Below are 25,705 nucleotides of genomic sequence, written 5' to 3'. Positions count from 1 at the left end.
ACCGGTCCGGTCGTGAGGCATCCCGGTCCGGTCTCGGCGCCGGGGGGCCGCTAGCCGATGTCGGCCACCAGGACCGGTCGCCGCTCCCGCCGCGAGTGCTCGCACGCCTCGGCGATCCGGAGCGCCGCCAGGGCCTCCCGGCCGTCGCACGGGTTGGGCGCCTCGCCGCGGACCAGCCGTACGAAGGCGTCGAGCTCCGCCTCGTACGCGGGGGCGAACCGCTCCAGGAAGCCGGTCCAGGGCTTCCCCGGCGGTGCCGACGCCCAGGGCTCCACCGAGGTGAGCGGGGTGCGGTCGTCCAGGCCCACCGCGATCTGGTCCAGCTCGCCCGCCAGCTCCATCCGGACGTCGTACCCGGCGCCGTTGCGGCGGGTCGCCGTCGCCGTGACGAGCGTGCCGTCGTCCAGGGTGAGCAGCGCGGCGGCCGTGGACACGTCCCCGGCCTCCCGGAACATCGCGGGACCGGCGTCCGAGCCCGTCGCGTACACCTCCACGACCTCCCGCCCGGTCACCCAGCGCACGATGTCGAAGTCGTGCACCAGACAGTCCCGGAAGAGACCGCCGGAGAGCGGGAGGTACGCGGCCGGCGGCGGCGCCGGGTCGGAGGTCGCCGCCCGCACGGTGTGCAGCCGGCCGAGCCGCCCCGAGCGCACCGCCTCGCGCGCCGCCCGGTACCCCGGATCGAAGCGCCGCATGAAGCCGAGCTGGAGCTCCGTGCCCGCCTCGGCCACCGCCGTGAGCGCGGTCGCCGTCCCCGGCACGTCCAGGGCGATCGGCTTCTCGCAGAAGGCCGGGAGCCCGGCGCCCGCCGCGCGGGCGATCAGCTCCGCGTGCGCCGCCGTCGCCGAGGCGATCACCACGGCGTCCAGGGCGTGCCCGAACAGGGCGGTCACGTCCGGCGCGGCCTCCGCGCCGAGCGCCCCGGCGACCCCGGCCGCCCGCGAGGCGTCCGCGTCCGCCACGACCAGCGACTCGACCTCCGGGTGGCGGGCCAGCACACCCGCGTGGAAGCTCCCGATCCGGCCCGTACCGATGAGTCCGATGCGCATGGCCCCACCGTGGAGCCGCCCGTCCCCGGTGTCAAGGATTTGTCAGGACAACCGGACGTCACGACTTCCCGTCATCAGCGCCCCGGGCTACGCTCCCCCCGTGTCCAAGCAGTCAGGCTCCGCCCTGCCCCCGCTCTCCGTGGACCGCACCAGCCCGGTCCCGCTCTACTTCCAGCTGGCCCAGCAGCTGGAGAGCGCCGTGGAGAACGGCACGCTGACCCCGGGCACCCTCCTCGGCAACGAGATCGACCTCGCCACCCGTCTCGGCCTCTCCCGTCCCACCGTCCGGCAGGCCATCCAGACCCTCGTGGACAAGGGCCTCCTGGTCCGCCGCCGGGGCGTCGGCACCCAGGTCGTGCACAGCACCGTCCGCCGCCCGCTGGAGCTCAGCAGTCTGTACGACGACCTGGACGCCGCCGGGCAGCTCCCCGCCACCCGGGTCCTGGCCAACCGCGTCGAACCCGCCACCGGCCCGGTCGCCGCGGCCCTCCGCGTACCCGAGGGCAGTGAGGTCGTCTATCTGGAACGGCTCCGCACCGCGCACGGCGAACCGATGGCGTACCTGCGCAACCACCTGCCCGCCGGGCTCCTCGGCCCCGGCGAACCGGACACCGCGCTGCTGGAGACCACCGGCCTCTACCGGATGCTCCGCTCCGCCGCGCTCACCCTGCACAGCGCCCGCCAGGCCGTCGGCGCCCGCGCCGCGACCGCCGACGAGGCCGCCCTGCTCGACGAACGGGAGGGCGCGCCGCTGCTGACGATGGAGCGCGTCACCTACGACGACACGGGCCGCGCCGTCGAGTACGGCTCCCACCTCTATCGGGCCGGCCGCTACTCCTTCGAGTTCCAGCTGATGGTCCGTCCGTAGGCCGTACCCCACCGGCCAGGGAGCCGGACACCGGCCCCCTGGCGAGCGCCACGACCCGCATGACCGATACTGCAATGCACGACTGCAATGCACGCAAAGGACACAAAGGAGGGCACGGCCTCGTGACCAGGCTTCGGACAGGAGGGGTACGCGCCGCAGTCGGCGTTGTGCTCGCGCTCGCGCTCACCGGGGCGCTCGCCGGGTGCAGCAGCACCGGCGGAAAGCGGGCGGAGGACGCCCGCAAGGCCGCCGAGGCCCAGGGCAGGGCGGCCGTCGACACCCCCCGCTGGACCTTCGCCATGGTGACCCACTCGGGTGACGGCGACACCTTCTGGGACATCGTCCAGAAGGGCGCCAAGCAGGCCGCCGCCAAGGACAACATCAACTTCCTCTACGCCCACAGCGACGAGGCCCAGCAGCAGGCGCAGCTGATCGACTCGTACGTCGCCAAGGGCGTCGACGGTCTGATCGTCACGCTCGCGAAGCCGGACGCCATGAAGGCCGCCGTCGAGAAGGCCGTCAAGGCCGGCATCCCGGTGATCACCGTGAACTCGGGCGCCGAGCAGTCCAAGGCCTACGGCGCGCTCACCCACATCGGCCAGGACGAGACCGTCGCCGGTGAGGCCGTCGGCGAGGAGCTCGACAAGCGGGGGAAGAAGAAGGCCCTCTGTGTCCTGCACGAGCAGGGCAACGTCGGCCACGAGCAGCGCTGCGCCGGCACGAAGAAGACCTTCGACGGCGAGCTGGTCAACCTCTACGTCGACGGCACCAACATGCCGGACGTCAAGGCGTCCATCGAGGCCAAGCTCCAGTCCGACAAGTCCGTCGACGCCGTCGTCACCCTCGGCGCCCCCTTCGCCGACGCCGCCGTCCAGGCCGCCAAGAGCGCCGGGAGCAAGGCCGAGATCGACACCTTCGACCTCAACGCCAAGGTCGCCGCCTCCCTCCAGGCCGGCACGCTCGGCTTCGCCGTCGACCAGCAGCCCTACCTCCAGGGCTACGAGGCCGTCGACCTGCTCTGGCTCTACCGCTACAACGCCAACGTCCTCGGCGGCGGCAAGCCGGTCCTCACCGGCCCGCAGATCATCACCAAGGACGACGCGGCGAAGCTCGTCGAGTACGCCGAGCGGGGCACCCGATGAGCTCCACCGCCCCACCGTCGGACGGGCTCGACCACGTCGACGAACGGCTGCTGCGCACCACCCCGCTGAAGAAGCTGCTGGCCCGCCCCGAGCTGGGCTCGGTCGTCGGCGCGATCGCCGTCTTCGTCTTCTTCTCGGTGACCGCCGACAGCTTCCTGAACCCGTCGAGCCTCGGCACCGTGCTCTACGCGGCCTCCACCCTCGGCATCATGGCGGTCCCCGTCGCGCTGCTCATGATCGGCGGCGAGTTCGACCTGTCCGCGGGTGTCCTGGTCACCAGCTCGGCCCTGGTCTCGTCGATGTTCAGCTACCAGATGACGGCGAACGTCTGGGTCGGCGTCGGCGTCTCGCTGCTCGTCACCCTGGCGATCGGCGCCTTCAACGGCGTCATGCTGACCCGTACGAAGCTGCCCAGCTTCATCATCACGCTCGGCACCTTCCTCATGCTGACCGGCCTGAACCTCGGCCTCACCAAGCTGATCAGCGGCACCGTCTCCACGAAGACCATCGCCGACATGGAGGGCTTCTCCTCCGCCCGCGAGCTCTTCGCCTCGCAGCTGACCATCGGCGGCGTCGAGTTCAAGGTCACCATCCTGTGGTGGTTCGGCCTGGTCGCGCTCGCCACCTGGATCCTGCTCCGCACCCGCTTCGGCAACTGGATCTTCGCGGTCGGCGGCGGCGCCGACGCGGCCCGCGCGGTCGGCGTCCCGGTCTACCGGACGAAGATCGGCCTCTATCTGGGTGTGGCGTTCTGCGCCTGGATCTCCGGCCAGCACCTGCTCTTCTCCTTCGACGTCGTCCAGTCGGGCGAGGGCGTCGGCAACGAGCTGATCTTCATCATCGCGGCCGTCATCGGCGGCTGTCTGATCACCGGCGGATACGGCTCCGCCATCGGCTCGGCGATCGGCGCCCTCATCTTCGGCATGACGAGCAAGGGCATCGTGTACGCCGAGTGGAACCCGGACTGGTTCAAGTTCTTCCTGGGAGCGATGCTCCTCCTGGCGACCCTGCTGAACGCCTGGATCCGTAAGCGCGTGGAGGCCACCAAGTGACGACGGCCACGAAGACCGAGTCCGCTCCGCTCGTCGAGCTCGACGACGTCAGCAAGTACTACGGCAACATCCGCGCCCTCGAAGGGGTCTCCCTGGAGGTCCGCTCCGGCGAGATCTCCTGCGTCCTCGGCGACAACGGCGCCGGCAAGTCCACCCTCATCAAGATCGTCGCCGGCCTCCACCGGCACGACACGGGGACCTTCCGCATCGAGGGCGAGGAGGTCACCCTCGCCAACCCGCGCGAGGCCCTCGACCGGGGCATCGCCACCGTCTACCAGGACCTCGCCGTCGTCCCGCTCATGCCCGTCTGGCGGAACTTCTTCCTCGGCTCCGAGCCCACCAAGGGCTCCGGCCCCTTCAAGCGGCTCGACGTGGGCCTGATGCGGACCACCACCCGCGAGGCGCTGCTCCGCATGGGCATCGACCTGCGCGACGTCGACCAGCCCATCGGCACCCTCTCCGGCGGCGAGCGCCAGTGCGTGGCCATCGCCCGGGCCGTCCACTTCGGCGCGAAGGTCCTCGTCCTCGACGAGCCGACCGCGGCGCTCGGCGTCAAGCAGTCCGGCGTCGTCCTGAAGTACGTGGCCGCCGCCCGCGACCAGGGTCTCGGCGTGGTCCTCATCACCCACAACCCGCACCACGCGTACCTGGTCGGCGACCGTTTCGTGCTGCTGAAGCGGGGCGTCATGGCCGGCAGCCACACCAAGGGCTCCGTCACGCTCGACGAGTTGACCCGGCAGATGGCCGGCGGCACCGAGCTGGAGGACCTGCGCCACGAACTGGAGCGGCCGTCCGGGACGTGACGGACGCGGCCGCGATCGAACGGCCCCTTGACACCCCACCTGGCAGAATCGGAGCCGATGAGTACCTACCGTGACCTCGCCCACCGGGGATCGGCCCGGGGCACCGTGCTGCGGACCGTCGGCACCCGGGAGCGGCGCTCCCATCTGACGGCGCCGCGGGTGCCGACCGTCGGCATCGACATCGGCGGTACGAAGGTGATGGCCGGCGTCGTGGACGCCGACGGCAACATCCTGGAGAAGCTCCGCACGGAGACCCCGGACAAGTCCAAGAGCGCCAAGGTCGTCGAGGACACCATCGTCGAGCTGGTCCTTGACCTCTCCGACCGGCACGACGTGCACGCCGTCGGCATCGGCGCGGCCGGCTGGGTCGACGCCGAGCGGGCCACCGTGCTCTTCGCCCCGCACCTGGCCTGGCGCAACGAGCCGCTCAAGGACGCCCTCCAGAGCCGCCTCGCCGTCCCCGTCATGGTGGACAACGACGCCAACACCGCCGCCTGGGCCGAGTGGCGCTTCGGCGCCGGACGCGGCGAGGACCACCTCGTCATGATCACCCTCGGCACCGGCATCGGCGGCGCCATCCTGGAGGGCGGCCAGGTCAAGCGCGGCAGGTTCGGGGTGGCCGGCGAGTTCGGCCACATGCAGGTCGTCCCCGGCGGCCACCGCTGCCCCTGCGGCAACCGCGGCTGCTGGGAGCAGTACAGCTCCGGCAACGCCCTGGTCCGCGAGGCCCGCGAGCTGGCCGCCGCCGACTCCCCGGTCGCGTACGGGCTCATCGAACGCGTCAAGGGGAACGTCCCCGAGATCACCGGACCGCTCATCACCGAGCTCGCCCGCGAGGGCGACGCCATGTGCGTGGAGCTGTTCCAGGACATCGGTCAGTGGCTCGGCGTCGGCATCGCCAACCTCGCCGCCGCCCTCGACCCCTCCTGCTTCGTCATCGGCGGTGGCGTCTCGGCCGCCGACGACCTGCTCATCGGCCCCGCCAGGGACTCCTTCCGCCGCCACCTCACCGGCCGCGGCTACCGTCCCGAGGCCCGTATCACCCGCGCCCAGCTCGGCCCCGAGGCGGGGATGGTCGGCGCCGCCGACCTCGCCCGGCTCGTCGCCCGCCGCTTCCGCCGCGCCAACCGGCGCCGGGTGGAGCGGTACGAACGGTACGAGCGCTACGCCCAGGCCCTGCGCAGCGGGACCTCGGGCCGTGCCCCCCGTATCCCCGAGGACCCGCCTTCATGACCCTGCCCCACCAGTCCGCCCCGCCGCGCGACCCCGGGGGCAGGCTCCCCGAGGACCGCCGGCACATGATCCGCCGCCGCTGGCTGACCGCCGTCATCATCGTCCTGCTCGTGGGCATCCCGGCCGGCTATCTCGTCATCTCCGCGGGCCAGAGCCGTGACAGCGGCCGCGACAAGGAGCGCGAGTCCTCGGCCGCCGGCCTCCAGGACAACTGGCCCTCGCTGATGAAGCGCCGGATCTTCGAGGTCCCGATCCCCGCCGGGGCGTGGGGGGTCGCCTACTACGAGACGAGCAACTGGAAGACCAGCCGGCTGTACGTGCAGTTCACGACGACCGCCGCCGACCTGGACGGCTTCCTCGCCGAGTCCGGCACGAGCCGCGCCGCGCTCACCCCGGGCCGGATCACGGTCGGTGACCGTGACGCGGACATCGCGGGCTGGAGCTTCGCCGACGGCATGAACTGGGCCGGCACGACGGTGAAGCGGGAGGAGCCGCGTCCGGCGACCGATCTGACGGTCGACCTCACCGACCCGGCGTTCCCCCGGGTGTACGCGGTCTCGACGACGAGTCCCTGACCTGTGGGTCAGGCGTTCCTCTCCATGCCGGGGCGGAGCCGGGCGAGCAGGTCGTAGAGGGTCGCGCTCTCGGCCGCGTCGAGGGTGTCGAGGGCGCCGCTGGTGGCCTGCATCTCCTCGCGGACGCGGCGGATGACGTCCCGGCCCTCGTCGGTCGCCACGACGTTCTTGACGCGGCGGTCGGAGGGGTCGGGCTCGCGGCGGACCAGGGAGCGGGCCTCCAGGCGGTCGATGATGCCGGTGACGTTGGACGCGTCGCACACGAGCAGGGTGGCGAGGGCGCGCATCGGCAGCGGGCCGTTGAGCTGGGCGAGGACCTTCGCCTGGGTGGAGGTCAGACCGTGGTGTGCCGCGGCGGCCGCGAAGTCGCGCCACTGGGCCGTGCCGATGGCGGCGAGGAGCTCCATGAGCTGGAGCCTGGTGGGGGTCTCGGTCGTCACGCTCATGGGTCGAGCCTACTCAGAACACTTGACATTATCAATTGTTTACTTGACCACCTCAAGTATCCGGGTCTACCTTCGGGCAAGTACTTGATGACATCAAACATCGATGATCTGAAGCTCCCGCGTCACCGGAAAAGGCCCTCCCTGCCATGAGTCATGCCCCCACACCGCCCGTCGCCGATGCCCGGCGCGAGACGGTCATCGTCTTCGCCCTGAGTCTCGCCGCCATGGTCGTCTCGATGATGCAGACGCTGCCGGTCCCGATCCTCGGCCTCATCCGCACCGACCTCGGCACCTCCACGGCCAACGTGAGCTGGGTGACCACCGCCACGCTGCTCTCCGCCGCCGTGTTCACCCCGCTCCTCGGCCGCTTCGGCGACCAGCACGGCAAGAAGCCCACCCTCGTCGCCGTCCTCGGCGTCATGGTCGTCGGCTCCGTCGTCGCCGCCCTCGCGACCTCGCTGCCCCTGCTGATCCTCGGCCGCGTCCTCCAGGGCGCCGCCACCGCGATCTTCCCGCTCGCCCTCTCCGTCCTGCGCGAGGAGGTCAGGCCGCAGAAGCTGCCCGGCGCCATGTCCCTGGTCAGCGGCACCCTCGCCTTCGGCAGCGGCCTCGCCCTCGTCGCGACCGGCCTGCTCACCTCCGGCTCCGACGCCGACTACCGCAGCGCCTTCTGGATGGCGACCGGCTTCGCCGCGCTCGCCCTGCTCGCGGTCGTGTTCCTCGTCCCCGCGACCCGCCACAAGACGGGCGGCCGGACCGACTTCCTCGGCGCGCTCACCCTCGGCATCACGCTGCTGCTGCTCCTGCTGCCCATCTCGCAGGGCCACGAGTGGGGCTGGGCCTCGGCGCGGACGCTCGGCAGCTTCGCCGGCGCGGCCGTCATGGCGGTCGTCTGGGTCCTCGTGGAGCGCAAGGTCCGCGAACCGCTCGTCGACATGAAGATGTTCGTCCACCGCCCGGTCCTCATGGCCAACCTGGCCGGCATCCTCGTCGGCTTCGGCATGTTCGCGAACTTCCTCGGCGTCTCCTACCTCGTCCAGATGCCCGAGGCCCTCACCGGCTACGGCTTCGACGCGTCCATCCTGCGCGCCTCCGTGGAGTTCCTGCTGCCCGGCGCGATCGTCTCGCTGCTCGCCTCCCCGATCGGCGGCCAGCTGGTCCGCCACCGCGGACCGCGCACGGCCCTCGCCCTGGCAGCGGGCCTCGGCGCCGTCGGCTTCGCCTGGCTCGCCCTCGGCCACGGCCACACGGCCTCGGTGATCGGGGCCGGGGTCGTCGTCGGCGCGGCCGTCAGCTTCGGCTACGCGGCCATGCCGGCCGTCATCATGTCGAGCGTCCCGCACCACCAGAGCGGCATCGCCAACGGCATCAACTCCATCTCCCGCTCCACGGGCAGCGCGATCGGCAGCGCGGTCGTCACCACGATCCTCGCCTCGCAGACCATCGAGCACCTCCCGGCCGGCGTCCCGCCGCTGCCGGCGGAGTCCGGCTTCACCCTCACCTTCTGGATCGGTGCCGCGGCGTTCGCCCTGGTCGCGCTGATCGCGGGCCTCGGCCTGCGGACGCGCGCCGCGGCACGCCCGGCCGCGGAGACGGCGTCGGCCGCCGCCCCCGCTCCCGAGAAGGCGTCGGTGTCCTAGCCGGGGTCGTCTCCTCGCCGGAGCCGCGAGGTCTTCGCCGGAGCGGCGAGGTCTCTTCGCCGGAGCGGCGCCCGGAGTCGGGTCGGCACCCGCGGTGCCGACCTCCTCACCGAGCGTCGCTCCGGCGAATCTTCACATCGTGCAAGAGGAGGGGATCCTTCCCCTTGTGTCGCCGCTCGACCCGGCGGCCGCCCTCCCCCCGCTTCAGGGGCCTATGTCCCCTTGCGTTCCGCGAGGGCGACCGGGGGCCCATTTCTGTTACTCGATCCTGCGGAGAACCTGTGGTGATCTCCTGGCGATCTGTCAAATAGATCGAAACGCCCATCGATTCGGTGATGAATTCGTGTGCCGCGGCACGTCAACTCGGTTGGCCGGGCAACCCGTTCGCGTGCTTACATCAGCACATCGCGGCCGCCGTCGGAACGGTGCTTGATTCCGGCCGGGGTAAAAACATTCACACGAATTGAAGGGTGCGCACACATGCGTAACGACATCGAGACCCGTGAGATCGCCGACGCCGAGCTCGACGCCGTCTCCGGCGGCCTCGCCATCTCCGGCGGCCTCGCCGGTGCCGTGGTCGGCGACGTCAGCACCGTCCTCGGCACCGTGACCTCGCTCCAGACCGTCCAGGGCGTGCAGTCCCTGCCGGGCGTCGTCACGGGCCTCGCCGGTGTCAACGTCGGTGTCGCCGGTCTCTGAGCGGTACATCCGTGAACCCCGGAACGCATTCCGTTCCGGGGTTCACGGCTGCCCTTCCCGCTCATGGAAAGCGGCTTCTGCCGGTCAATTCGGCAACCCCGTGAAGAATGCAGTCGAAGGAAGAGTCCGTGCAGTTCCGTCAGAAGGCGCTTTCCAAGCTGCAATCGCCCGAAGAACTCGACCTGCCGGTACGGTTCGCGCGCCCGCAGGGCCGGCTCGTGCTCGTGGTCACCGTCGTCGTGATGGCCGCCGCGACCTTCTGGGCATTCACCGGATCCGTGTCCTCCAAGCTGAGCGCACCCGGCATTCTCACCCGGGCCGAGGGCAGTTACCTCCTGCAGAGCCCGTTCGCGGGACAGGTCACCGCCGTCCACGCCGAGGAGGGACAGCTGGTGTCCCCGGACACCCCCCTGCTCACGGTCCGGACGGCACAGGGCGACCGGGACGTCCGCGTGGTCGACGGAGGGCGGGTGACGACCCTCCTCGCCAAGACCGGTCTCGTCGTCACCACCGGCGCCGATGTGGCGACCGTGGAACGCGTGAAGAACCCGGACGACCCGCTGGTGGCCCTGCTCTACGTGCCCGGCGGCAGCGGTGCGGCGATCCCCGTCGGCGCCCAGGTCGACCTCGGCGTCCAGTCCGCGCCCCAGCAGCGGTTCGGTGTGCTCCGCGGCCGGGTCAAGGCGGTCGGCCGCGCCCCCCAGACGCCGGCGCAGATCAGCGGCTTCCTCGGTGACAGCAGGCTCGCCGCGCAGTTCGCCCGGAACGGCAACCCGGTCGCGGTGCTCGTCCAGCTGGAGCGCTCGGCCGCGACCCCGTCCGGCTACCGGTGGTCCTCGGCCGACGGGCCCCCGTACGCCGTCGACTCCACGACGCCCGTCACCGGAACCGTCCACCTGGCCGCCCAGCGCCCCGTCGACTGGCTGCTCCCGTGACCTCGCCCGCCCGACACGACCCCCCAGCTCGATTGGCCGCACCCGTGACCGCGTCGCCCGACACGACCCAGCCCCCCCGGCTCCCGTCCTCCGGACACCGGCGGCACCGCCCCGTGCCGCAGGGCGGCAGCCGGCGCCGCCGCCCCGAGCCGGCCGGCCGAAGCCCCCGGCGCCGCAGGCCCGTCCCGAAGGGCCGTACCCCCCGCCCCGTCCGCACCCCCACCGTGCTGCAGATGGAGGCGGTGGAGTGCGGCGCCGCCGCGCTCGCCATGGTGCTCGGCCACTACGGCCGGTTCGTCGCCCTGGAGGAGCTCCGCATCGCCTGCGGCGTCTCCCGCGACGGATCCCGCGCCAGCAACCTCCTCAAGGCCGCCCGCAGTTACGGCCTGAAGGCCAAGGGCATGCAGATGGACCTGGCCGCGCTCGCCGGAGTGGGGCCGCCGGCCGTCCTCTTCTGGGAGTTCAACCACTACGTCGTCTACGAGGGCATCGGCCGCCGCCTCGGCCGCCGCGGCGTCCACATCAACGACCCGGCCAAGGGGCGGCGTTTCGTGCCCATGGACGAGTTCGACACCAGCTTCACCGGCGTCGTGCTCACCTTCGAGCCCGGCGAGGGCTTCCGCCGCACCGGGCGGAAGCCCGGCGTCATGGGCGCCATGCCCGCCCGCCTGCGCGGCACCTCGGGCACCCTGCTCGCCGCCGTGCTCGCCAGCCTCCTCCTCGTCGTGGTCGGTGCGGCGGTACCCGCGCTGAGCCGGACGTACATCGACATGTTCCTGATCGGCGAGCAGACCTCACTGCTCGGCGTGCTCTTCGCGTCGATGGCGGCGGCCCTGCTGCTCACGGCGGTGCTCACCCTCCTCCAGCAGTCCAACCTGCTGCGCGGCCGCATCATCTCCTCCACGCTCGGCAGCGCCCGCTTCCTGCGGCATCTGCTCCGCCTTCCCGTCGCCTTCTTCTCCCAGCGCAACCCGGCCGACCTGGTGCAGCGCCTGCAGTCCAACGACGCGGTCGCCGAGACACTGGCACGGGACCTCGCCGCCGCCGGCGTGGACGCGGTGGTCGTGGTCCTCTACGCGGTACTGCTCTGGACGTACGACCCGCAGCTGACGGTCGTCGGCATCGGCATCGCGCTGCTCAACGTCGTGGCCATGCGGATCGTGATCCACGTGAGGGCCACCGACACCCAGAAGCTCCGCGCCGAGAGCGCCCGGCTGACCAACACCTCCTACAGCGGTCTGCAGCTCATCGAGACGATGAAGGCCACCGGCGGCGAGGACGGCTTCTTCCGCCGCTGGGCGGGCCAGCACGCCGTCACCCTCGACGTGCGGCAGCGGCTCGGCGTCCCCAGCATGTGGCTGGCGGTCGTCGCCCCGACGCTTGCCGCGCTCAACAGCGCGCTGATCCTGATGATCGGCGGCCTGCGCGCGGTCGAGGGGCACCTCTCGGTCGGTCTGCTCGTCGCCTTCCAGGCCCTCATCACCAGCTTCACCACCCCGATCACCCGGCTCAACGGCGTGGCCGGCCGCATCCAGGACTTCGCGGCCGACGTCGCCCGGCTCAAGGACGTCGAGAACTTCCCCGTCGACCCGATCTACTCACGGCGCGAGCCGCCCGCCGCCACCCGCCGCCTCAAGGGCCACGTGGTGCTCGACGGCATCACCTTCGGCTACAGCCCGCTGGACGCCCCGCTCCTGCAGGACTTCTCGCTCTCGGTCGGCCCCGGACAGCAGGTCGCGCTGGTCGGCGGCTCCGGCAGCGGCAAGTCCACCGTCTCGCGGCTGATCTCCGGGCTCTACGCCCCCTGGGAGGGCGCCATCCGCATCGACGGCATGCGTCTCGAGGACATCCCGCGCGGCGCGCTCGCCGCCTCCGTCTCCTTCGTCGACCAGGACGTCTTCCTCTTCGAGGGCACCGTCCGCGACAACGTCGCCCTCTGGGACCCCTCCATCCCCGACGAGGCCGTCGTGGCCGCGCTCCAGGACGCCGCCGTGTACGAGGTGATCGCGCGCCGCCCCGGCGGCATCCACAGCCGGGTCGAGCAGGACGGCCACAACTTCTCCGGCGGCCAGCGCCAACGCCTGGAGATCGCACGGGCGCTGGTACGCCGTCCCAGCGTCATGGTCCTCGACGAGGTGACCAGCGCCCTGGACGCGGCGACCGAACGTCTCGTCATCGACAACCTGCGGCGCCGGGGCTGCGCCTGCGTGGTCATCGCCCACCGGCTGAGCACCGTCCGCGACAGCGACGAGATCGTCGTCCTGGAGCGGGGCACCGTCGTCGAGCGCGGGCGGCACGAGCAGCTGCTCGCGGCGCGGGGCGCGTACGCCGAACTGGTCAAGGAGCACTGAGGTGACGTCCCCCCACCCCGCACCCGTCGCTGCGGACCCCGTCGTGGCCGCCCTGGGCGGGCTCGGCACGCCCCTCGACTGCACGGGCATGCGCAGCCTCTCGCTTGAGGGGCCGCTCGTGCTGTGGCTCGTCGTCGAGGGCGAGCTCGACCTGTTCGCGATCGACGCGGCGCAGGAGGGCCACTGGCACTTCCTGGGCCGCCTGGCGCCGGGCACGCTGCTGCTCGGCCCGGCGGAGGGCCCCGGCCACACCCTGATCGGCCGCCCCCTCCAGGGCTGCCTGCTGCGCCGCGTCGAACTGCGCGAGCTACAGCCGTACGGACAGGCGGAGTACGGACCGGGGGAGTACGGCCAGGGCGAGTACGGACCGGGGGAGTACGGCCACGGGGGATACGGGCAGGGGGCGTACGGCGTCGGCGAGGTGCCGTTGAGTCCCCTGGAGAACGCCTTCGCGCTCGGCATCGGGCGCGGCCTGCGCGTCCTCTACCAGGCCCCCCTCGAGAGCCGCGCCACCGCCGGCCCGGGCGCGGCCGACGACGACGTGCTGTGGATGCAGATCACCCCGGGCAGCGTCCGCTACGGCGCCGTGTACGAGGGGTACGACGGGTACGACACCGCGGCCGCGCTCCTCGTCGACGGGGCGATGTGGCAGGGCATGGTCGACCAGCAGTACCGGCTGCTGTACGCCCTGGACCACTGGATCGAACAGGCCGAGCGCGCCCACGAGGACCGCACGGCGGCCGGCATCCAGGCCGGCGAGGCCGCGCGCACCCAGGCCGACCAGGCCCTGCTCGCCTCCATCGGCCGCCCTGGCGGCCGGTCGCGCGGGGCGGCCGGGCGCGGCGGGGGCGACGACGCCGCCTTCGCCGTGTGCCGGCTGGTCGCCCGCGAGGCGGGCATCACCCTGTCGGAGCCGGTCGGGACCGGCGCCGACACCGGGGGGACCGACCCCGTCGAACGCATCGCGGTCGCCTCACGGATCCGCACCCGGGTCGTGAGCCTCCACGGACGCTGGTGGCGCGAGAACAGCGGACCCCTGGTGGGGCGGCGGGAGGAGGACGGCGCTCCGGTCGCCCTGCTGTGGCGACGCGGCGGGTACGAGGCCGTCGACCCGGCCGACGGCACCAGGGAACGCGTGGACGCCGCGGACGAGGGCACGTTCGAACCCGGCGCCGTCATGTTCTACCGCCCGCTGCCCGACGGGAGGCCGGGCCTGGCGCGGCTGCTCCGTTTCAGCCTGCGGGGGACCGGCGGCGACCTGCGCAGCCTCCTCGTGGGCGGGCTTGTCGCAGTCGGCCTCGGTGCGCTCGTCCCCCTCGCCACCGGCAAGGTCCTCGGCGAGTACGTACCGCGCGCCGAGGACGGTCTCATCGTGCAGACGGCCCTCGCGCTCGTCGCGGCCGGTGTCGTCTCGGCGGCCTTCATGCTGCTGCAGAACATCGCGATCCTGCGGGTCGAGGGACGTATCGAGGCCACCCTGCAACCGGCCGTCTGGGACCGGCTGTTGAGGCTGCCGGTGACGTTCTTCGCCGGCAGCTCCACCGGGGAGCTGGCCAGTGCCGCCATGGGCGTCAGCGCCATCCGCAGCGTGCTCTCCGGCATCGGCTCGGTCTGTCTGCAGGCGAGCACCGTCGGCACGATGAACCTCGTCCTGCTGCTCTTCTACAGCGTGCCGCTGGCCCTGGTCGCGCTCGCCATGCTGTTCGTCGTCGCGGCCCTCTTCCTGGGCCTCGGGCTGTGGCAGCTGCGGTACCAGCGGCGGCTGCTCACCCTCGGCAACAAGCTCAACAACCAGGCGTTCCAGACCCTGCGGGGGCTGCCCAAGCTGCGCGTGGCCGCCGCCGAGAGCTTCGCCTACGCCGCCTGGGCACGGGAGTTCGCCCGCACCCGGGAACTCCAGCAGCGGATCGGCCGGATCAAGAACGTCATCACCGTCCTCAACGCGGTCTGCCCGCCGCTGTGCATGCTGGTGATGTTCATGCTGCTCGCGGGACCGGCGCGGGGCAGCATGTCCGCCGCCGAGTTCCTCACCTTCAGCACGGCCGTGACGATCCTGCTCTCCTCGGTCACCCAGCTGACCGGCGCGCTCGTCTCGGCCGCCGCCGTGCAGCCGATGTTCGAGCAGATCGGCCCGGTCTTCCGGGAGACCCCCGAGGTGCGAGGCTCCAGCACCCGGCCGGGGGTGCTGAGCGGGGCGGTCGAGGCGAAGAACCTGTCCTACCGGTACACCGAGGACGGTCCGCTCGTCCTGGACGACGTGTCGGTCCAGGTGCGCCCCGGCGAGTTCGTCGCGATCGTCGGGGCCAGCGGCTGCGGCAAGTCGACCCTGCTCCGCCTGCTCATCGGCTTCGACAGGCCGGCCGCGGGCAGTGTGCTGTACGACGGTCAGGATCTGGCGGCGCTCGACCGGACGGCCGTGCGCCGGCAGTGCGGCGTCGTCCTGCAGAACGCGCAGCCGTTCTCCGGCTCGATCCTCGACTGCATCCGCGGCGCGGAGCCGTACGCCCCGGAGGAGGCCTGGGAGGCGGCCGCCATGGCCGGTCTGGCCGAGGACATCAAGGCCATGCCCATGGGCATGCACACCATGCTCTCCGACGGCGGCGGCACGGTCTCCGGCGGCCAGCGTCAGCGGCTGATGATCGCCCAGGCCCTCATCCGCAAGCCGCGGGTCCTCTTCCTGGACGAGGCCACCAGCGCCCTGGACAACGAGGCCCAGCGCGTCGTCATCGAGTCCACGCGCACGCTGCGCGCGACGCGCGTCGTGATCGCCCACCGGCTGTCCACGATCATGGACGCCGACCGGGTGATCGTCATGGCGGACGGCCGGGTCGCCCAGCAGGGACCGCCGGCCGAACTCCTCGCCGACACGGGCGGTCCGTTCCACGCGCTGGTACGCCGCCAGCTCGGCTGACGGGCGGTCCGCGCGGATACCTGGAGAGGGCACATTTCGGAATCCGTGCCTCCCGGAAGGAAAAGCCGGAATGCCTCGACGGAAGGGCTTTCGATCAGGGAAGCTGTCCCCAACAGGCCTTCATATAGGCGCAGTTGGTCGATTTCTGCATCATTCCGGGGGAGAAGATGACAAGACTCACGAACCGATGGCTCGCGCGTACCGCAGCGGTGGCGGCCGCGGCCTTACTCGTCACCGGCGGAACGGCGGGCGTCACGTTCGCCACCGAGACGGACCGCGCGGGCATCGTCGCCGACACCTGGCTGCCCACCGTCGACATCGCCTCGAACTTCAGCGTGGTCGCGACCACGCATCCGGACACCGTGGGCTGTAACGGCTACAACGTGGTCGGGACGGGGACCGCCACCGGCAAGCCGGTCGGCAGCGCCACCTGGTCCCAGACCGAGGTGGTGTGTCTCGCGACCATACCCGGCAAGTACGACATCAAGGGGACGCTGACGCTCACCGAGGCCGACGGCGACAAGCTCAACTTCAGCTACGCGCTCACCGCGCCGGTGTCGACGGCCACCCTGGTCTACCCGGCCGGCACGTTCAAGATCACCGGAGGTACCGGCAACTACGCGATGGTGGCCGGCAGCGGAAAGATGAACGCCCGGGTCAACCTCCTCGACCACGACCACGTCAGCGCCACGCTGGTGGGGGACATCCAGTACCTGGGCTGATCCGACGCACCGGCCGCGGGCCGGTCGGTCGTGGGTGACGGCGCGCCGCCGTCACCCGCGCTCCGATCGCACCCCCGGCACCGTGCCTTCGGAATCACATCACCAGAACCAGACCTTCAGAGCCGTCACCACTCCCGGAGCCGGCTCCACCCTCGGGGCCGGCTCCGCCCTTCTGACGGCGCAACCTCCAAGGGGCCGCACCATGAAGAGCACCATGCAGGACCGCGAGCTGCTCGTCCGTGACCTCCTCGCCCACGGGCAACGCGTCTACGCGGACAGCCGGGTGATCCGATGTGCCGACGCGGAGAACGAACGGTCCTTACAGACCTTCGCCGACATCGGCGCCCAGGCCGAACGACTCGCCGCCGCACTGGCCGGGTTGGGGGTGCAGACCGGCGAGCGCGTCGCCACGCTCGCCTGGAACACCCCCGAACACCTGGTGGCCTATCTCGCCGTACCGAGCATGGGCGCCGTGCTGCACACGCTCAACCTCCGTCTCCACCCGGACCAGTTGGGCTACATCGTCGAGCATGCCGAGGACTCCGTCCTGCTGGTCGACTCGACCCTCCAGGACATGCTCACCCCTCTGCGGGACCGGCTCGGCAGCGTACGCCACGTGGTCGTCATCGGCGGCGCGCCGGAGGTCGACCTGCCCGGGCACATCGCCGTGCACCGCTGGGACGAACTGCTCGCGGCCGAGCGGCCCGGCTACGTCTGGCCCGACCTGGACGAGCGGGAGGCGGCCGCGCTCTGCTACACCACCGGCACCACCGGGGCCCCCAAGGGCGTGGCCTACAGCCATCGCTCGATCTCCCTGCACACCCTCGGCGTCTCGGGCGGCTCCGGCTTCGCGATGCACGAAGGCGACCGGGTCCTGCCGATCGTGCCGATGTTCCACGCCAACGCCTGGGGCTGGCCGTACTCCGCCTGGCTCGCCGGCTCCGACCTGATCATGAACGGCCGGCAGCTGCACACCCCGGACCTGGTCCGCATCATCAACGAGGAGCGGCCCACCGCGGTGGCCGCGATCTGCACGATCTGGAACAGCCTGGTCCACCACGGCGAACAGCACCCGCTGGACCTGAGCGGCGTACGGCTCGCGGGCTGCGGCGGCGCGACCCCGCCGCGCGCCCTCCTGCAGCGGCTCAAGGACCGCTACGGGGTCCGCCTCACACAGGGCTGGGGACTCACCGAGACCAGCCCCCTCGCCACCTTCGCCGTCCCTCCGTACGGCACCCCCGACGAGGAGGAGGTCGGCTGGCTGGCCAAGAGCGGCCGCGTGATGCCGTACGTCGACGTGCGGCTGATCGCCGAGGACGGCACCGAACAGCCCTGGGACGGAACCTCGGTGGGCGAACTGGAGCTGCGCGGACCCTGGGTCACCGGCTCGTACTACAACACCCCCGACTCCCCGGAGAAGTTCCACGACGGCTGGCTGCGCACCGGCGACCTCGGCGTGATCGAGCCGGGCGGCTGGGTGGTGGTCAGCGACCGCCTCAAGGACGGCATCAAGAGCGGCGGCGAGTGGATCTCCACCATCGAGCTGGAGAACGCGATCATCGAGCACCCCGCGGTCCTGGAGGCCATCGTGGTCGGTGTGCCCGACCCGCGCTGGGAGGAACGCCCCCTGGCCTGCGTGTCGTTGGTGCCGGGCGCCGAGGCCGGCGGGGACGAGCTGCGGGAGTTCCTGACCGGACGGGTGGCGCGCTGGTGGGTGCCGGAGCGCTGGTCCTTCGTGGACGCGGTGCCGAAGACCAGCGTCGGCAAGTACGACAAGCGGGCCGTGCGGACCCTGTACGCGGAGGGGGCGCTGGACGTCTGGCTCCCGGGCCCGGACGACTCCGGGGCGCAGACGCCCACGGGATCCGGGGTGCCCGGGGAGTGAACGACGGCGCGGGGCGCCGGGAGTGAACGACGGAGCGCCCGGGGAGTGAACGACGGAGCGCCCGGGGAGTGAACGACGGCGCGGAGCCCAGGGAGCCTGAGCGACATAGCGCCCGGGAGCTTGAGCGGCGGAGCGCCCCGGGAGCTTGAGCGGCGGAGCGGCGCCCCGGACGCCCTGGAGCACCAGGACCGTCCGGGGCACCGCTCCCGGCCCGGTGACCGGCCTCAGGCCGCCAGCCGGTCCGCCGTCTCGGCCAGCAGCTCCCGCTGCCGGTCGGCGTCGAGACCCAGCTCCCGGACCATCCGGAGCGTCAGCACGAGCCGGGCCTGGATCGTCGTCTCGGGGTCCGGGTGCTCACCGCCGGGCGCCGAGCCCTCGTCGAGTCCGGCGGCGACCAGGCCTTCCAGGAACGCCGGGTCGAAGTCCTCCGCGCCGGCGTCCAGCGAGCCGAGGACCCCCGCGACGTACCCGCTGATCTCCCCCGGTGTCGCGCCCTGCGGGAAGCGCCGACGGGCCGCGAGCCCGAAGGCGACGCCGACCGCCTGCCCGTACCGCGGTCCGGTGGGGTCGAGAGCGGCCGACTTCTGGGCGAACCCGATGAAGTCGAACGCCAGCAGCGCCCCCAGCACATCGAGTTCGGTGGAGGTGGCACTGGTCATGACGCCTGGCCTTCCGTCGTGGGCGGAGTGGTCGTGGTGTGCTCGCCCCGGGCGGTGGCGACGAGCGCCGTCGCGACGTGCTCGGCGTCGCGGCCGACGAAGCCGATGAGCGCCGAGCCCCGGGTACGCATCCGGTACAGCCCCAGGTAGTGGCTGCCGGGCACGGCTCCCGTGCCCTCGGTGTGCCGCGGCTGCCCGTCGTCGTCGAGCATCTCCGGGTCGAGCCAGCTCCAGTCGGTGCGGAAGCCCGTCGCCCAGATCACCGTGGACGGCTTGACGCGCTCGCCGTCCGCGACCAGGAGCTCGGCGCCCTCCGCCGCGGTGATCCGGCCCACGGTCCGGATCCCGCCCGCCGCGACGAGCTCGGGCACCCGGTCGCCGACGACCGGGTCGGGCGCCTGCATGCTCACGGGCAGACGCATCACCCCGAGGACGCTCATCCACCAGAACATGTCCCGGCCGACGACCGTCTGCGGCAGGGGCGGTGACACGGCCTCGCCGCAGCTCAGCACCACGTCGTGGGTCGCGGACAGCTCGGCGGCGATCTGCCGGCCGGAGTTGCCGTCGCCGACGACCACCACGGTCCCCGGCGCCACCTGCGCGGGGCTCCGGTACTCGGCGGTGTGCAGGGTGGGCACGTCCGGACTCAGCGCGGCGGCGAACTCCGGGAGGCGGGGTATGCCGAACGCCCCGGTCGCGATCACGACCTGCCCGGCCCGGCAGTCGCCGCGCGTCGTGCTCAGCAGATAGCCGTCACCGTCCCTGCGCACCGAAAGCACCCGGTGGTCCGGCAGCACCGGCAGGTCGAACCGCTCGGCGTAGTCCCGCAGATACGCCGCCACCTCGTCCTTGCCGGGGTAGTGCCTCCCGTCGCCGGGGAAGGGCAGGCCCGGCAGCCCGGAGAACTGCGCGGACGTGAACAGCGTCAGCGAGTCCCAGCGCCGATCCCACGTCTCGCCCACCTCGCCGCCCGCGTCGAGCAGCACACACTCCACGCCGGCCCGCCGGAGGTAGTACCCGACGGCGAGCCCGGACTGGCCCGCTCCGACGACGGCGACCGGCACGGCGGCCGGGAGCGTGCTCGTCCGCTCACCGGCCTGCCGCCGTACCGGGTCGGCCTGATCAATTCCCATACCGATCGTCCTCACTTTCTTGGACCTGGACCCGTGGCACCGGAAGGACCGGTCCGGGGTGGATCGGCCGGGCCGCCGGGAAGGGCGGCCCGGCCGGGTCGGTTCAGTGGGCGTCGAGAGCCCGGCGCAACTCGTCCGCCAGGACCCGCAGCCGCTCACCGCGCATGACCGTGTAGTGGTCGCCGGGTACGTCGACGAGGGCGGCGTCGCCGGGGAAGTACTCCATCCAGCGGGACGCGGTCTCGACGGACGCTCCGCCGTCCGCCGCCCGCAACGACAGCACCCGGCCGGCGAAGGCGCTGGGCGCGTACCGCAGCAGGGCGCGGTAGTTGCTCTGGAACCGGCCGACGATGGAACTCAGCGTGTCGAGGTCGATGTCCTCGGACAACGCCCCCGCCGCACGTGCCTCGGCGTGCAGCACCTCCACCGGCGGCCGGCCGTCGAACGCCTCGGCCGGCAGCTCCCACTCCACCCCGGCGAGGCCCGCCAGATCCCGGGCGAACCAGGACAGCAGCACCTCGTCGGAGACCGGCGCGCCCTCGGCCGGGCCGGGCCGCTCCATCAGGTCGACCACGGCGAGCAGTTCCACCTCGGCCCCCGCCGCCGTCAGCTGGACCGCCATCTCCAGGGCGATCACGCCCCCCATCGACCAGCCCCCGACCCGGTACGGGCCGTCGGGCAGCGCCTCACGGACCGCGGCGACATAGTGGGCGGCCATGTCCTCGACGCTCAGCAGCTCCGTGTCCGGGAGCTGCAGCGCGTAGAACGGCTGGTCGTGTCCGAGGAGTTCGGCGAGCTCCGCGTAACAGAGCACGTCACCGCCGACCGGGTGGACGAACACCAGCGGAGCACTCCGGCCCGTCGTACGGACCGGCACGAGCGCCCGGCGGCCGTCCTCGACGCTGCCGGCCTGCCGGACCGCCTGGGCGAGCAGCTCGATCGTCGGCCGGGCGAAGAGGCTGGACAGCGGCAGGCTGCGGCCCAGACCTCGGGCGATCCTGGCCATCAGCCGCACCGCGAGCAGCGAGTCCCCGCCGAGGTCGAAGAAGCTCGCGGTCACCCCGACCTCGGTGACGCCGAAGAACTCCGCCCAGATCTCCGCGAGCCGGCGTTCCACCTCGTCGCGGGGGGCGACGAAGCCGGCGCCTTCGAAGGCGACCTCGTCGGGAGCGGGCAGCGCCGCCCGGTTGACCTTGCCGTTGTCGCTGAGCGGCAGCTCGTCCAGGACGAGGATGCGCTGCGGCACCAGATGCTGGGGGACCACCTTGCGCAGCGACTCGGTGATCCGCTGCTCGGTGTCGTCGCGCCCGTCGTCGAGGACGACGTACGCGATCAACCGCTTGGGCCCGTGCTGCTCGCCCGCCGCGACGACCGCGGCGGCCCGTACGCCCTCGCACTGGGTGAGCGCGGCCTCCACCTCGCCCAGTTCGATCCGGTAGCCCTGGATCTTGACCTGCGAGTCCTGCCGGCCGAGGAACTCGATGGTGCCGTCCGGAAGGAAGCGTCCCAGGTCGCCGGTGCGGTAGAGCCGCTCACCGGTGACCGGGTCGTGCAGGAAGGCGGCGCTGGTCTTGGCCTCGTCGTTCAGGTACCCGCGGGCCAGACCGACCCCGGCGATGTAGAGGTCGCCGGGCACCCACACGGGGCACGGTCGCATCGCGCCGTCGAGCACGTGGAAGCGCTGGTTACGCATCGCCTTGCCGTAGGGGATGCTCACGCAGTCCTCGTTCACCTCCCCGATGGGGTGCAGGATCGACCAGATCGACGCCTCGGTGGCGCCGCCCAGGCTCCACAGCTCGGCGTCCTCGAGGAGCAGCCGGATCCGGCCCGGCAGGTTCACAGGGATCCAGTCCCCGCTCATCATGACCAGCCGCAGCGGCAGCCCCGTGAGCCGGTTCGCGAGGGCGTGCTCGGTGAACATCTCCATCAGCGCGGGCACGCTGTTCCAGATCGTCACCCCGTGCTCGATGACGAGCTCCGCCCAGCGGGCGGGCTCACGGTGCGCCGACGGCTCGGGCAGCACCAGGGCGCCACCCGCCGAAAGGAGTCCGAAGACGTCGTAGACCGACAGGTCGAAGTGCATCGCGGACAGTCCGATGGCCCGGTCCGCCGCGGTGACGCGATAGCGCTCGTTGACGTCGACGATCGTGTTCAGAGCAGCGCCGTGCTCGATCATCACGCCCTTGGGCAGCCCGGTGGAGCCCGACGTGAAGATCACATAGGCCAGGTCGGTGGGCTGTGCGCCGGACGGCCCGAGCGGTTCGAGCCCGCCGTCCGACTCCCGGCCGACGCCGTCGCCCTGCCCCGCTGCCCCTCCATCGGCCTCTTCGTCGGCCCGCACCACGGTCCTGGCCAGACCCTGCGGCCAGTCGGCGACGTCGTCCACCCACGGCTGGGTGACCACCCGGCCGATCCCGGCGCTGTCGAGCAGCACATGCAGCCGCTCGGCGGGCACCCGGGCGTCGATCGGCACGTACGCCGCACCCGCCCGCAGGATCCCGAGGGCCGCGACGACCTGCTCCCAGCCCTTGTCCATGACGATGCCGACCAGGTCGCCCGGGCCGGCCCCCAGCGCGCGCAGCCGCTGACCCACCCGGTGGGACCTGCGCTCGAGATCCGCGTACGTCAGGGTCAGCGACCCCGTGACGACCGCGGGCGCGTCGGGCGTCTCCGCCGCCCGGGCGAGCACGGCGTCGTGCAGCAGCCCGTCGGGCACCGGCCCGTCGGTGGCGTTGGCCTCGGCCCGTACGTCCAGATCGGCGACGGGCGCGAGGGTGGGCCTGGGCCGCTGCCAGGCCCCCGCGTCGCGGGACAGGTCGCGCAGCGTCCGCTGGTACGCGGCGAACATCGCGTCGATGCAGCCCGCCGGGAACAGCTCCTCGATCACGTCCCAGTTCAGGAGGAGCTCACCGGCCTCCTCGACCGCCTGGTGGTCGAGCCACACCTGCGGGGTGCGGACCGAACTGCTCACCTGGCGGCCGTTCTCACCGATCCCGGCGAGGTGCCGCACGACTCCACCGCGCTCGCCGTCCTGCTGACCGGCCATGTTCACCAGGCTGGTGAAGACGACCGGCGCGGCGGCCCGCACCGAGGCGCCCCGCGCCCGGTTCAGCTCCCTGAGCACCTGCACACCGCTGACCTGGCTGTGCTCCATGTCGGTCCACAGCCGGCTCTGGACCGCGGAGGCGCGGACGGCGAACGAGTCGGTCGCCGCGTCGCGGATCTCCAGCATCAGGGTCGTGGAGAACTGACCGATGACGTCGCCGACCTGCGGGTGAAGCGGCAGCCGGTTGAAGTAGAGCAGGTTCAGGGAGAAGTCGGGAGTGGCACTCCACTCCGCGATGACCTGAGCGTACGCGGTGCACAGGGCCGCCGACGGGCTGACCCCTGCGGCCGCCGCGTGCTGTTTGAACCGGTCCCAGTCCTCCTTGGCCAGGGTCGCGCCACGGTGGTTGAACACCGGCCGCTCCAGGCTGGACGGGGCCACCGCAAGCGGGAGTTGGGGAGCGGGCGGCAGGGTGTCCAGCCGGTCGCGCCAGTAGGCGAGCGCCCGGTCGTACTCGGGACCGGCCTCCAGGGCGCGGGCCTCCCTGACGTAGTCCCGGTAGCGCAGCCGCAGTTCGGGCAGCGTCTCCCCGCGGTAGTGCGCCGCCCACTCCTTGAACAGGATCGACGTGCTGAACCCGTCGATGATCAGGGCGTCGAAGCCGGCGTGCAGCCGGATCACCCGCTCGTCGACACGGGTCACCCGCACGTCGAACAGCGGCCAGCGCGTGGTGTCGAACACCTGGTGCCGCATCTCCTCGTGCACGGCGACCAGTTCGGCCTCGCGCTCGGCCGGTTCCAGGGCGGAGGCGTCGGTCTCCCGGATCACATAGGCCGGGACGTCGCGCTGGATCCGCTGCTCGCCCTCTGCGGTGAAGACCGCCCGCAGCATGTCGTGGCGTTCGATCATCGCCCGGAAGGACGCGCCGAGCCGGTCCAGATCCACGTTCTCCAGGTCGATCTCGATCTGGAAGTACGTGGAGGTGTTGCCGAGTTCGAAGGCGTCGCCGCGGCCCACGAGGTAGGCCTGCTGGAGGTCGGTCAGTCCGAACGGCTCATGGGCCCCGGAATCGTCCTCCTCCGAGTCGTCCTCGGTCATGACGGCCTCACCGTCGACCTGCGGCGATCCCGGCTCTATCTCCGTCTCCGGCTCCGTCGCCGGCTCCATCTCCGGCTCCGTGCCCGCGGGGTTCTCCGTGTCGGAGCCGAGGGCGGCCAGGACGTCGTCGGCGATGTCCTCGGTGCTGCGGCCTTCGAGGAACGCGGCCATCGGCAGCAGGACGTCGAACTCCTTGTTCAGCGACGTCCGGATCTTCATCGCGATCAGCGAGTCAAGACCGAGTGCCTGCAGCGACTGCTGGGCGTCCAGCCGGGCCGCCGTCGTCCCGAGGGCACGCGCGACGGTCCGCGTCACGAAGGCCCGCGCCGCGTCGGGCTCCACGGCGGGTGTCGCCTCGGCACCCTCCGCCGAGGCCGTCGTGGTGGAGACAGCCGGGGGCAGGACGCGCGGCCGCGCCTCGGGCTCCGGAGCGGGGGTCCGCACGGCCGAGGGCACGTGGTGCGCCGTCGGCGCCTGTGCCGTCTCGCCCTCCGCCACCGGCCGGGTCAGGGCGGGGACGAACCGTACGCCGTCGGCCTCGGCCACCAGTCGGCCGTTCGCCGAGACGAGCCGGATACGTGCCCGGGTGCCCCCTTCGAACAGTTCGGCATGACATCGGAGCCCGTCCTGGGGGCCGCCGCGGTCATAGTGGACGAAGCGTTCGAGACCGGCCGGCACGAGCGCAGGGCCGTCCGCGGGGAAGCAGGCCAGCGCCGTCTGGAACATCGCGTCGACGAGCCCGGGGTGGATCACGTACGCCTCGGTCTCGCCGGGCACCGCGGACCGGATCTCGGCGGTGGCCTCGTTTCGGCCCAGCCTGATCCGCTCCACCCAGCGGGCGGCGGAGCCCAGGTACAGGGCGCGCTGCCACAGCAGCCGGTACAGCTCGTCGCCGGTCAGCTCACGGCCCGACCCGCCCGCCGCGAGCGCCACCGTCGGCGCGGGCGCCGCACCCGACTGGGCCTTCGCCTGCGCGTGCAGCTGCCAGCCGCCGGTCGAATCCTGCGCGAAGTAGCTGAACCGGCCGTCGCTCCAAATGAGTTGAGCGGCGCGGTCGGTGCCGTCCGGCGCGAGCGCCAGATCGGCGGGGAGCTCCAGATCCTCGATGGACACCGGTCCCGGACCCGAGAGTTCGGTGACCGCCTCGATCAGCGACTCCACGAACACACCGGCACTGACCACCGGCCGCCCGCCGACCACGAAGTCGCCGAGGCAGGGGTGCGCCGACGGGTCGAGCGGCGGGGAGAACTGCGCCTGCGCGAGCGGCGAGGACGGCAGTCGTGCGCCCAGCAGGCTTGCCGACTCGGCAGTCGGTACGGCCGGACGGGGCGCGCCGGGCGCCATTGACGGGGCTTCCGGTTCGAGCCAGTAGTGCCGGCGTTGGAAGGGGTAGGTGGGGAGTTCGACGGTGTGGGGCTGGTAGGGGTCCAGGAGTGTGGGCCAGTCGATGGTGGCGCC

At 72.2% G+C, this 25,705-nt stretch carries 18 protein-coding genes; 13 read left to right on the top strand and 5 right to left on the bottom strand.

What is annotated here, in order from left to right; genetic code table 11:
• Positions 1-50: 50 nt before the first annotated feature.
• Positions 51-1,049 carry a Gfo/Idh/MocA family oxidoreductase gene (locus tag ACFQ79_RS21665; RefSeq protein WP_383585890.1) on the bottom strand — a complete coding sequence of 333 codons (999 nt, stop codon included), beginning with the start codon at positions 1,047-1,049 and terminating at the stop codon, positions 51-53.
• A 139-nt stretch (positions 1,050-1,188) separates the two neighbouring features.
• Between ACFQ79_RS21665 and ACFQ79_RS21660 the strand changes: the two genes are divergently transcribed.
• The 6 genes from ACFQ79_RS21660 (at position 1,189) to ACFQ79_RS21635 (ending at position 6,722) form a co-directional block, all read left to right on the top strand.
• Complete coding sequence (locus tag ACFQ79_RS21660) at positions 1,189-1,917, top strand: GntR family transcriptional regulator (protein WP_383585952.1); 729 nt, start codon at positions 1,189-1,191, stop codon at positions 1,915-1,917.
• 122 nt (positions 1,918-2,039) lie between these two features.
• Entirely contained in the window at positions 2,040-3,059 is a 1,020-nt protein-coding gene (locus ACFQ79_RS21655; protein ID WP_383585888.1) for a sugar ABC transporter substrate-binding protein, read from the top strand.
• Positions 3,056-4,111 (top strand): ABC transporter permease, encoded by a 1,056-nt coding sequence (locus tag ACFQ79_RS21650; RefSeq protein WP_383585886.1) that lies wholly within the window; start codon positions 3,056-3,058, stop codon positions 4,109-4,111. Before ACFQ79_RS21655 ends, ACFQ79_RS21650 begins: the two co-directional genes overlap by 4 nt.
• Positions 4,108-4,914 (top strand): ATP-binding cassette domain-containing protein, encoded by an 807-nt coding sequence (locus ACFQ79_RS21645; protein ID WP_383585884.1) that lies wholly within the window; start codon positions 4,108-4,110, stop codon positions 4,912-4,914. Before ACFQ79_RS21650 ends, ACFQ79_RS21645 begins: the two co-directional genes overlap by 4 nt.
• Before the next feature lie 57 nt (positions 4,915-4,971).
• Positions 4,972-6,147: an ROK family glucokinase gene (locus ACFQ79_RS21640; protein WP_383585882.1), complete on the top strand. Its 1,176-nt coding sequence runs from the start codon at positions 4,972-4,974 to the stop codon at positions 6,145-6,147.
• Positions 6,144-6,722 carry a hypothetical protein gene (locus tag ACFQ79_RS21635; protein ID WP_383585880.1) on the top strand — a complete coding sequence of 193 codons (579 nt, stop codon included), beginning with the start codon at positions 6,144-6,146 and terminating at the stop codon, positions 6,720-6,722. Before ACFQ79_RS21640 ends, ACFQ79_RS21635 begins: the two co-directional genes overlap by 4 nt.
• Positions 6,723-6,730: 8 nt before the next feature.
• On the opposite strand, the gene ACFQ79_RS21630 is transcribed toward ACFQ79_RS21635, so the two are convergent.
• Positions 6,731-7,168: a MarR family winged helix-turn-helix transcriptional regulator gene (locus ACFQ79_RS21630; RefSeq protein ID WP_383585878.1), complete on the bottom strand. Its 438-nt coding sequence runs from the start codon at positions 7,166-7,168 to the stop codon at positions 6,731-6,733.
• A gap of 146 nt (positions 7,169-7,314) precedes the next feature.
• Here ACFQ79_RS21630 and ACFQ79_RS21625 point away from each other — a divergent pair, with 146 nt between their 5' ends.
• The 7 genes from ACFQ79_RS21625 (at position 7,315) to ACFQ79_RS21595 (ending at position 18,311) form a co-directional block, all read left to right on the top strand.
• Entirely contained in the window at positions 7,315-8,808 is a 1,494-nt protein-coding gene (locus ACFQ79_RS21625) for an MFS transporter (RefSeq protein ID WP_383585876.1), read from the top strand.
• A 480-nt stretch (positions 8,809-9,288) separates the two neighbouring features.
• Positions 9,289-9,507: a hypothetical protein gene (locus ACFQ79_RS21620; RefSeq protein ID WP_383585874.1), complete on the top strand. Its 219-nt coding sequence runs from the start codon at positions 9,289-9,291 to the stop codon at positions 9,505-9,507.
• Positions 9,508-9,635: 128 nt separating this feature from the next.
• Positions 9,636-10,442: a hypothetical protein gene (locus ACFQ79_RS21615; protein ID WP_383585873.1), complete on the top strand. Its 807-nt coding sequence runs from the start codon at positions 9,636-9,638 to the stop codon at positions 10,440-10,442.
• A 44-nt stretch (positions 10,443-10,486) separates the two neighbouring features.
• A complete protein-coding gene (locus tag ACFQ79_RS21610; RefSeq protein WP_383585871.1) occupies positions 10,487-12,793 on the top strand; it encodes an NHLP family bacteriocin export ABC transporter peptidase/permease/ATPase subunit in 2,307 nt (768 codons plus the stop codon).
• Position 12,794: 1 nt separating this feature from the next.
• Complete coding sequence (locus ACFQ79_RS21605; protein ID WP_383585869.1) at positions 12,795-15,704, top strand: NHLP bacteriocin export ABC transporter permease/ATPase subunit; 2,910 nt, start codon at positions 12,795-12,797, stop codon at positions 15,702-15,704.
• Between the two features lie 167 nt (positions 15,705-15,871).
• On the top strand, positions 15,872-16,426 hold the full coding sequence (locus ACFQ79_RS21600; RefSeq protein ID WP_383585867.1) for a hypothetical protein: 555 nt from the start codon (positions 15,872-15,874) through the stop codon (positions 16,424-16,426).
• A 202-nt stretch (positions 16,427-16,628) separates the two neighbouring features.
• Complete coding sequence (locus ACFQ79_RS21595) at positions 16,629-18,311, top strand: long-chain fatty acid--CoA ligase (protein WP_383585865.1); 1,683 nt, start codon at positions 16,629-16,631, stop codon at positions 18,309-18,311.
• Between the two features lie 224 nt (positions 18,312-18,535).
• Here ACFQ79_RS21595 and ACFQ79_RS21590 read toward each other — a convergent pair whose 3' ends face one another.
• The 3 genes from ACFQ79_RS21590 to ACFQ79_RS21580 all read right to left on the bottom strand — a co-directional run.
• A complete protein-coding gene (locus ACFQ79_RS21590) occupies positions 18,536-18,970 on the bottom strand; it encodes a hypothetical protein (protein WP_383585863.1) in 435 nt (144 codons plus the stop codon).
• The gene (locus ACFQ79_RS21585; RefSeq protein WP_383585861.1) at positions 18,967-20,103 is read right to left on the bottom strand and encodes a flavin-containing monooxygenase; all 1,137 of its coding nucleotides are present in this window, start codon (positions 20,101-20,103) and stop codon (positions 18,967-18,969) included. The genes ACFQ79_RS21590 and ACFQ79_RS21585 overlap by 4 nt, the downstream gene beginning before the upstream one ends.
• Positions 20,104-20,206: 103 nt before the next feature.
• Positions 20,207-25,705, bottom strand: a 5,499-nt coding sequence (locus ACFQ79_RS21580) for an amino acid adenylation domain-containing protein (protein WP_383585859.1), incomplete at its 5' end; no start/stop codon positions are given.

It is taken from the genome of Streptomyces sp. NPDC056480 (genome assembly GCF_042795405.1).
Taxonomy (GTDB): domain Bacteria; phylum Actinomycetota; class Actinomycetes; order Streptomycetales; family Streptomycetaceae; genus Streptomyces.
The sequence above is the reverse complement of the archived record's forward strand: the minus strand, read 5'-3'. Positions and strand labels throughout refer to the sequence as shown.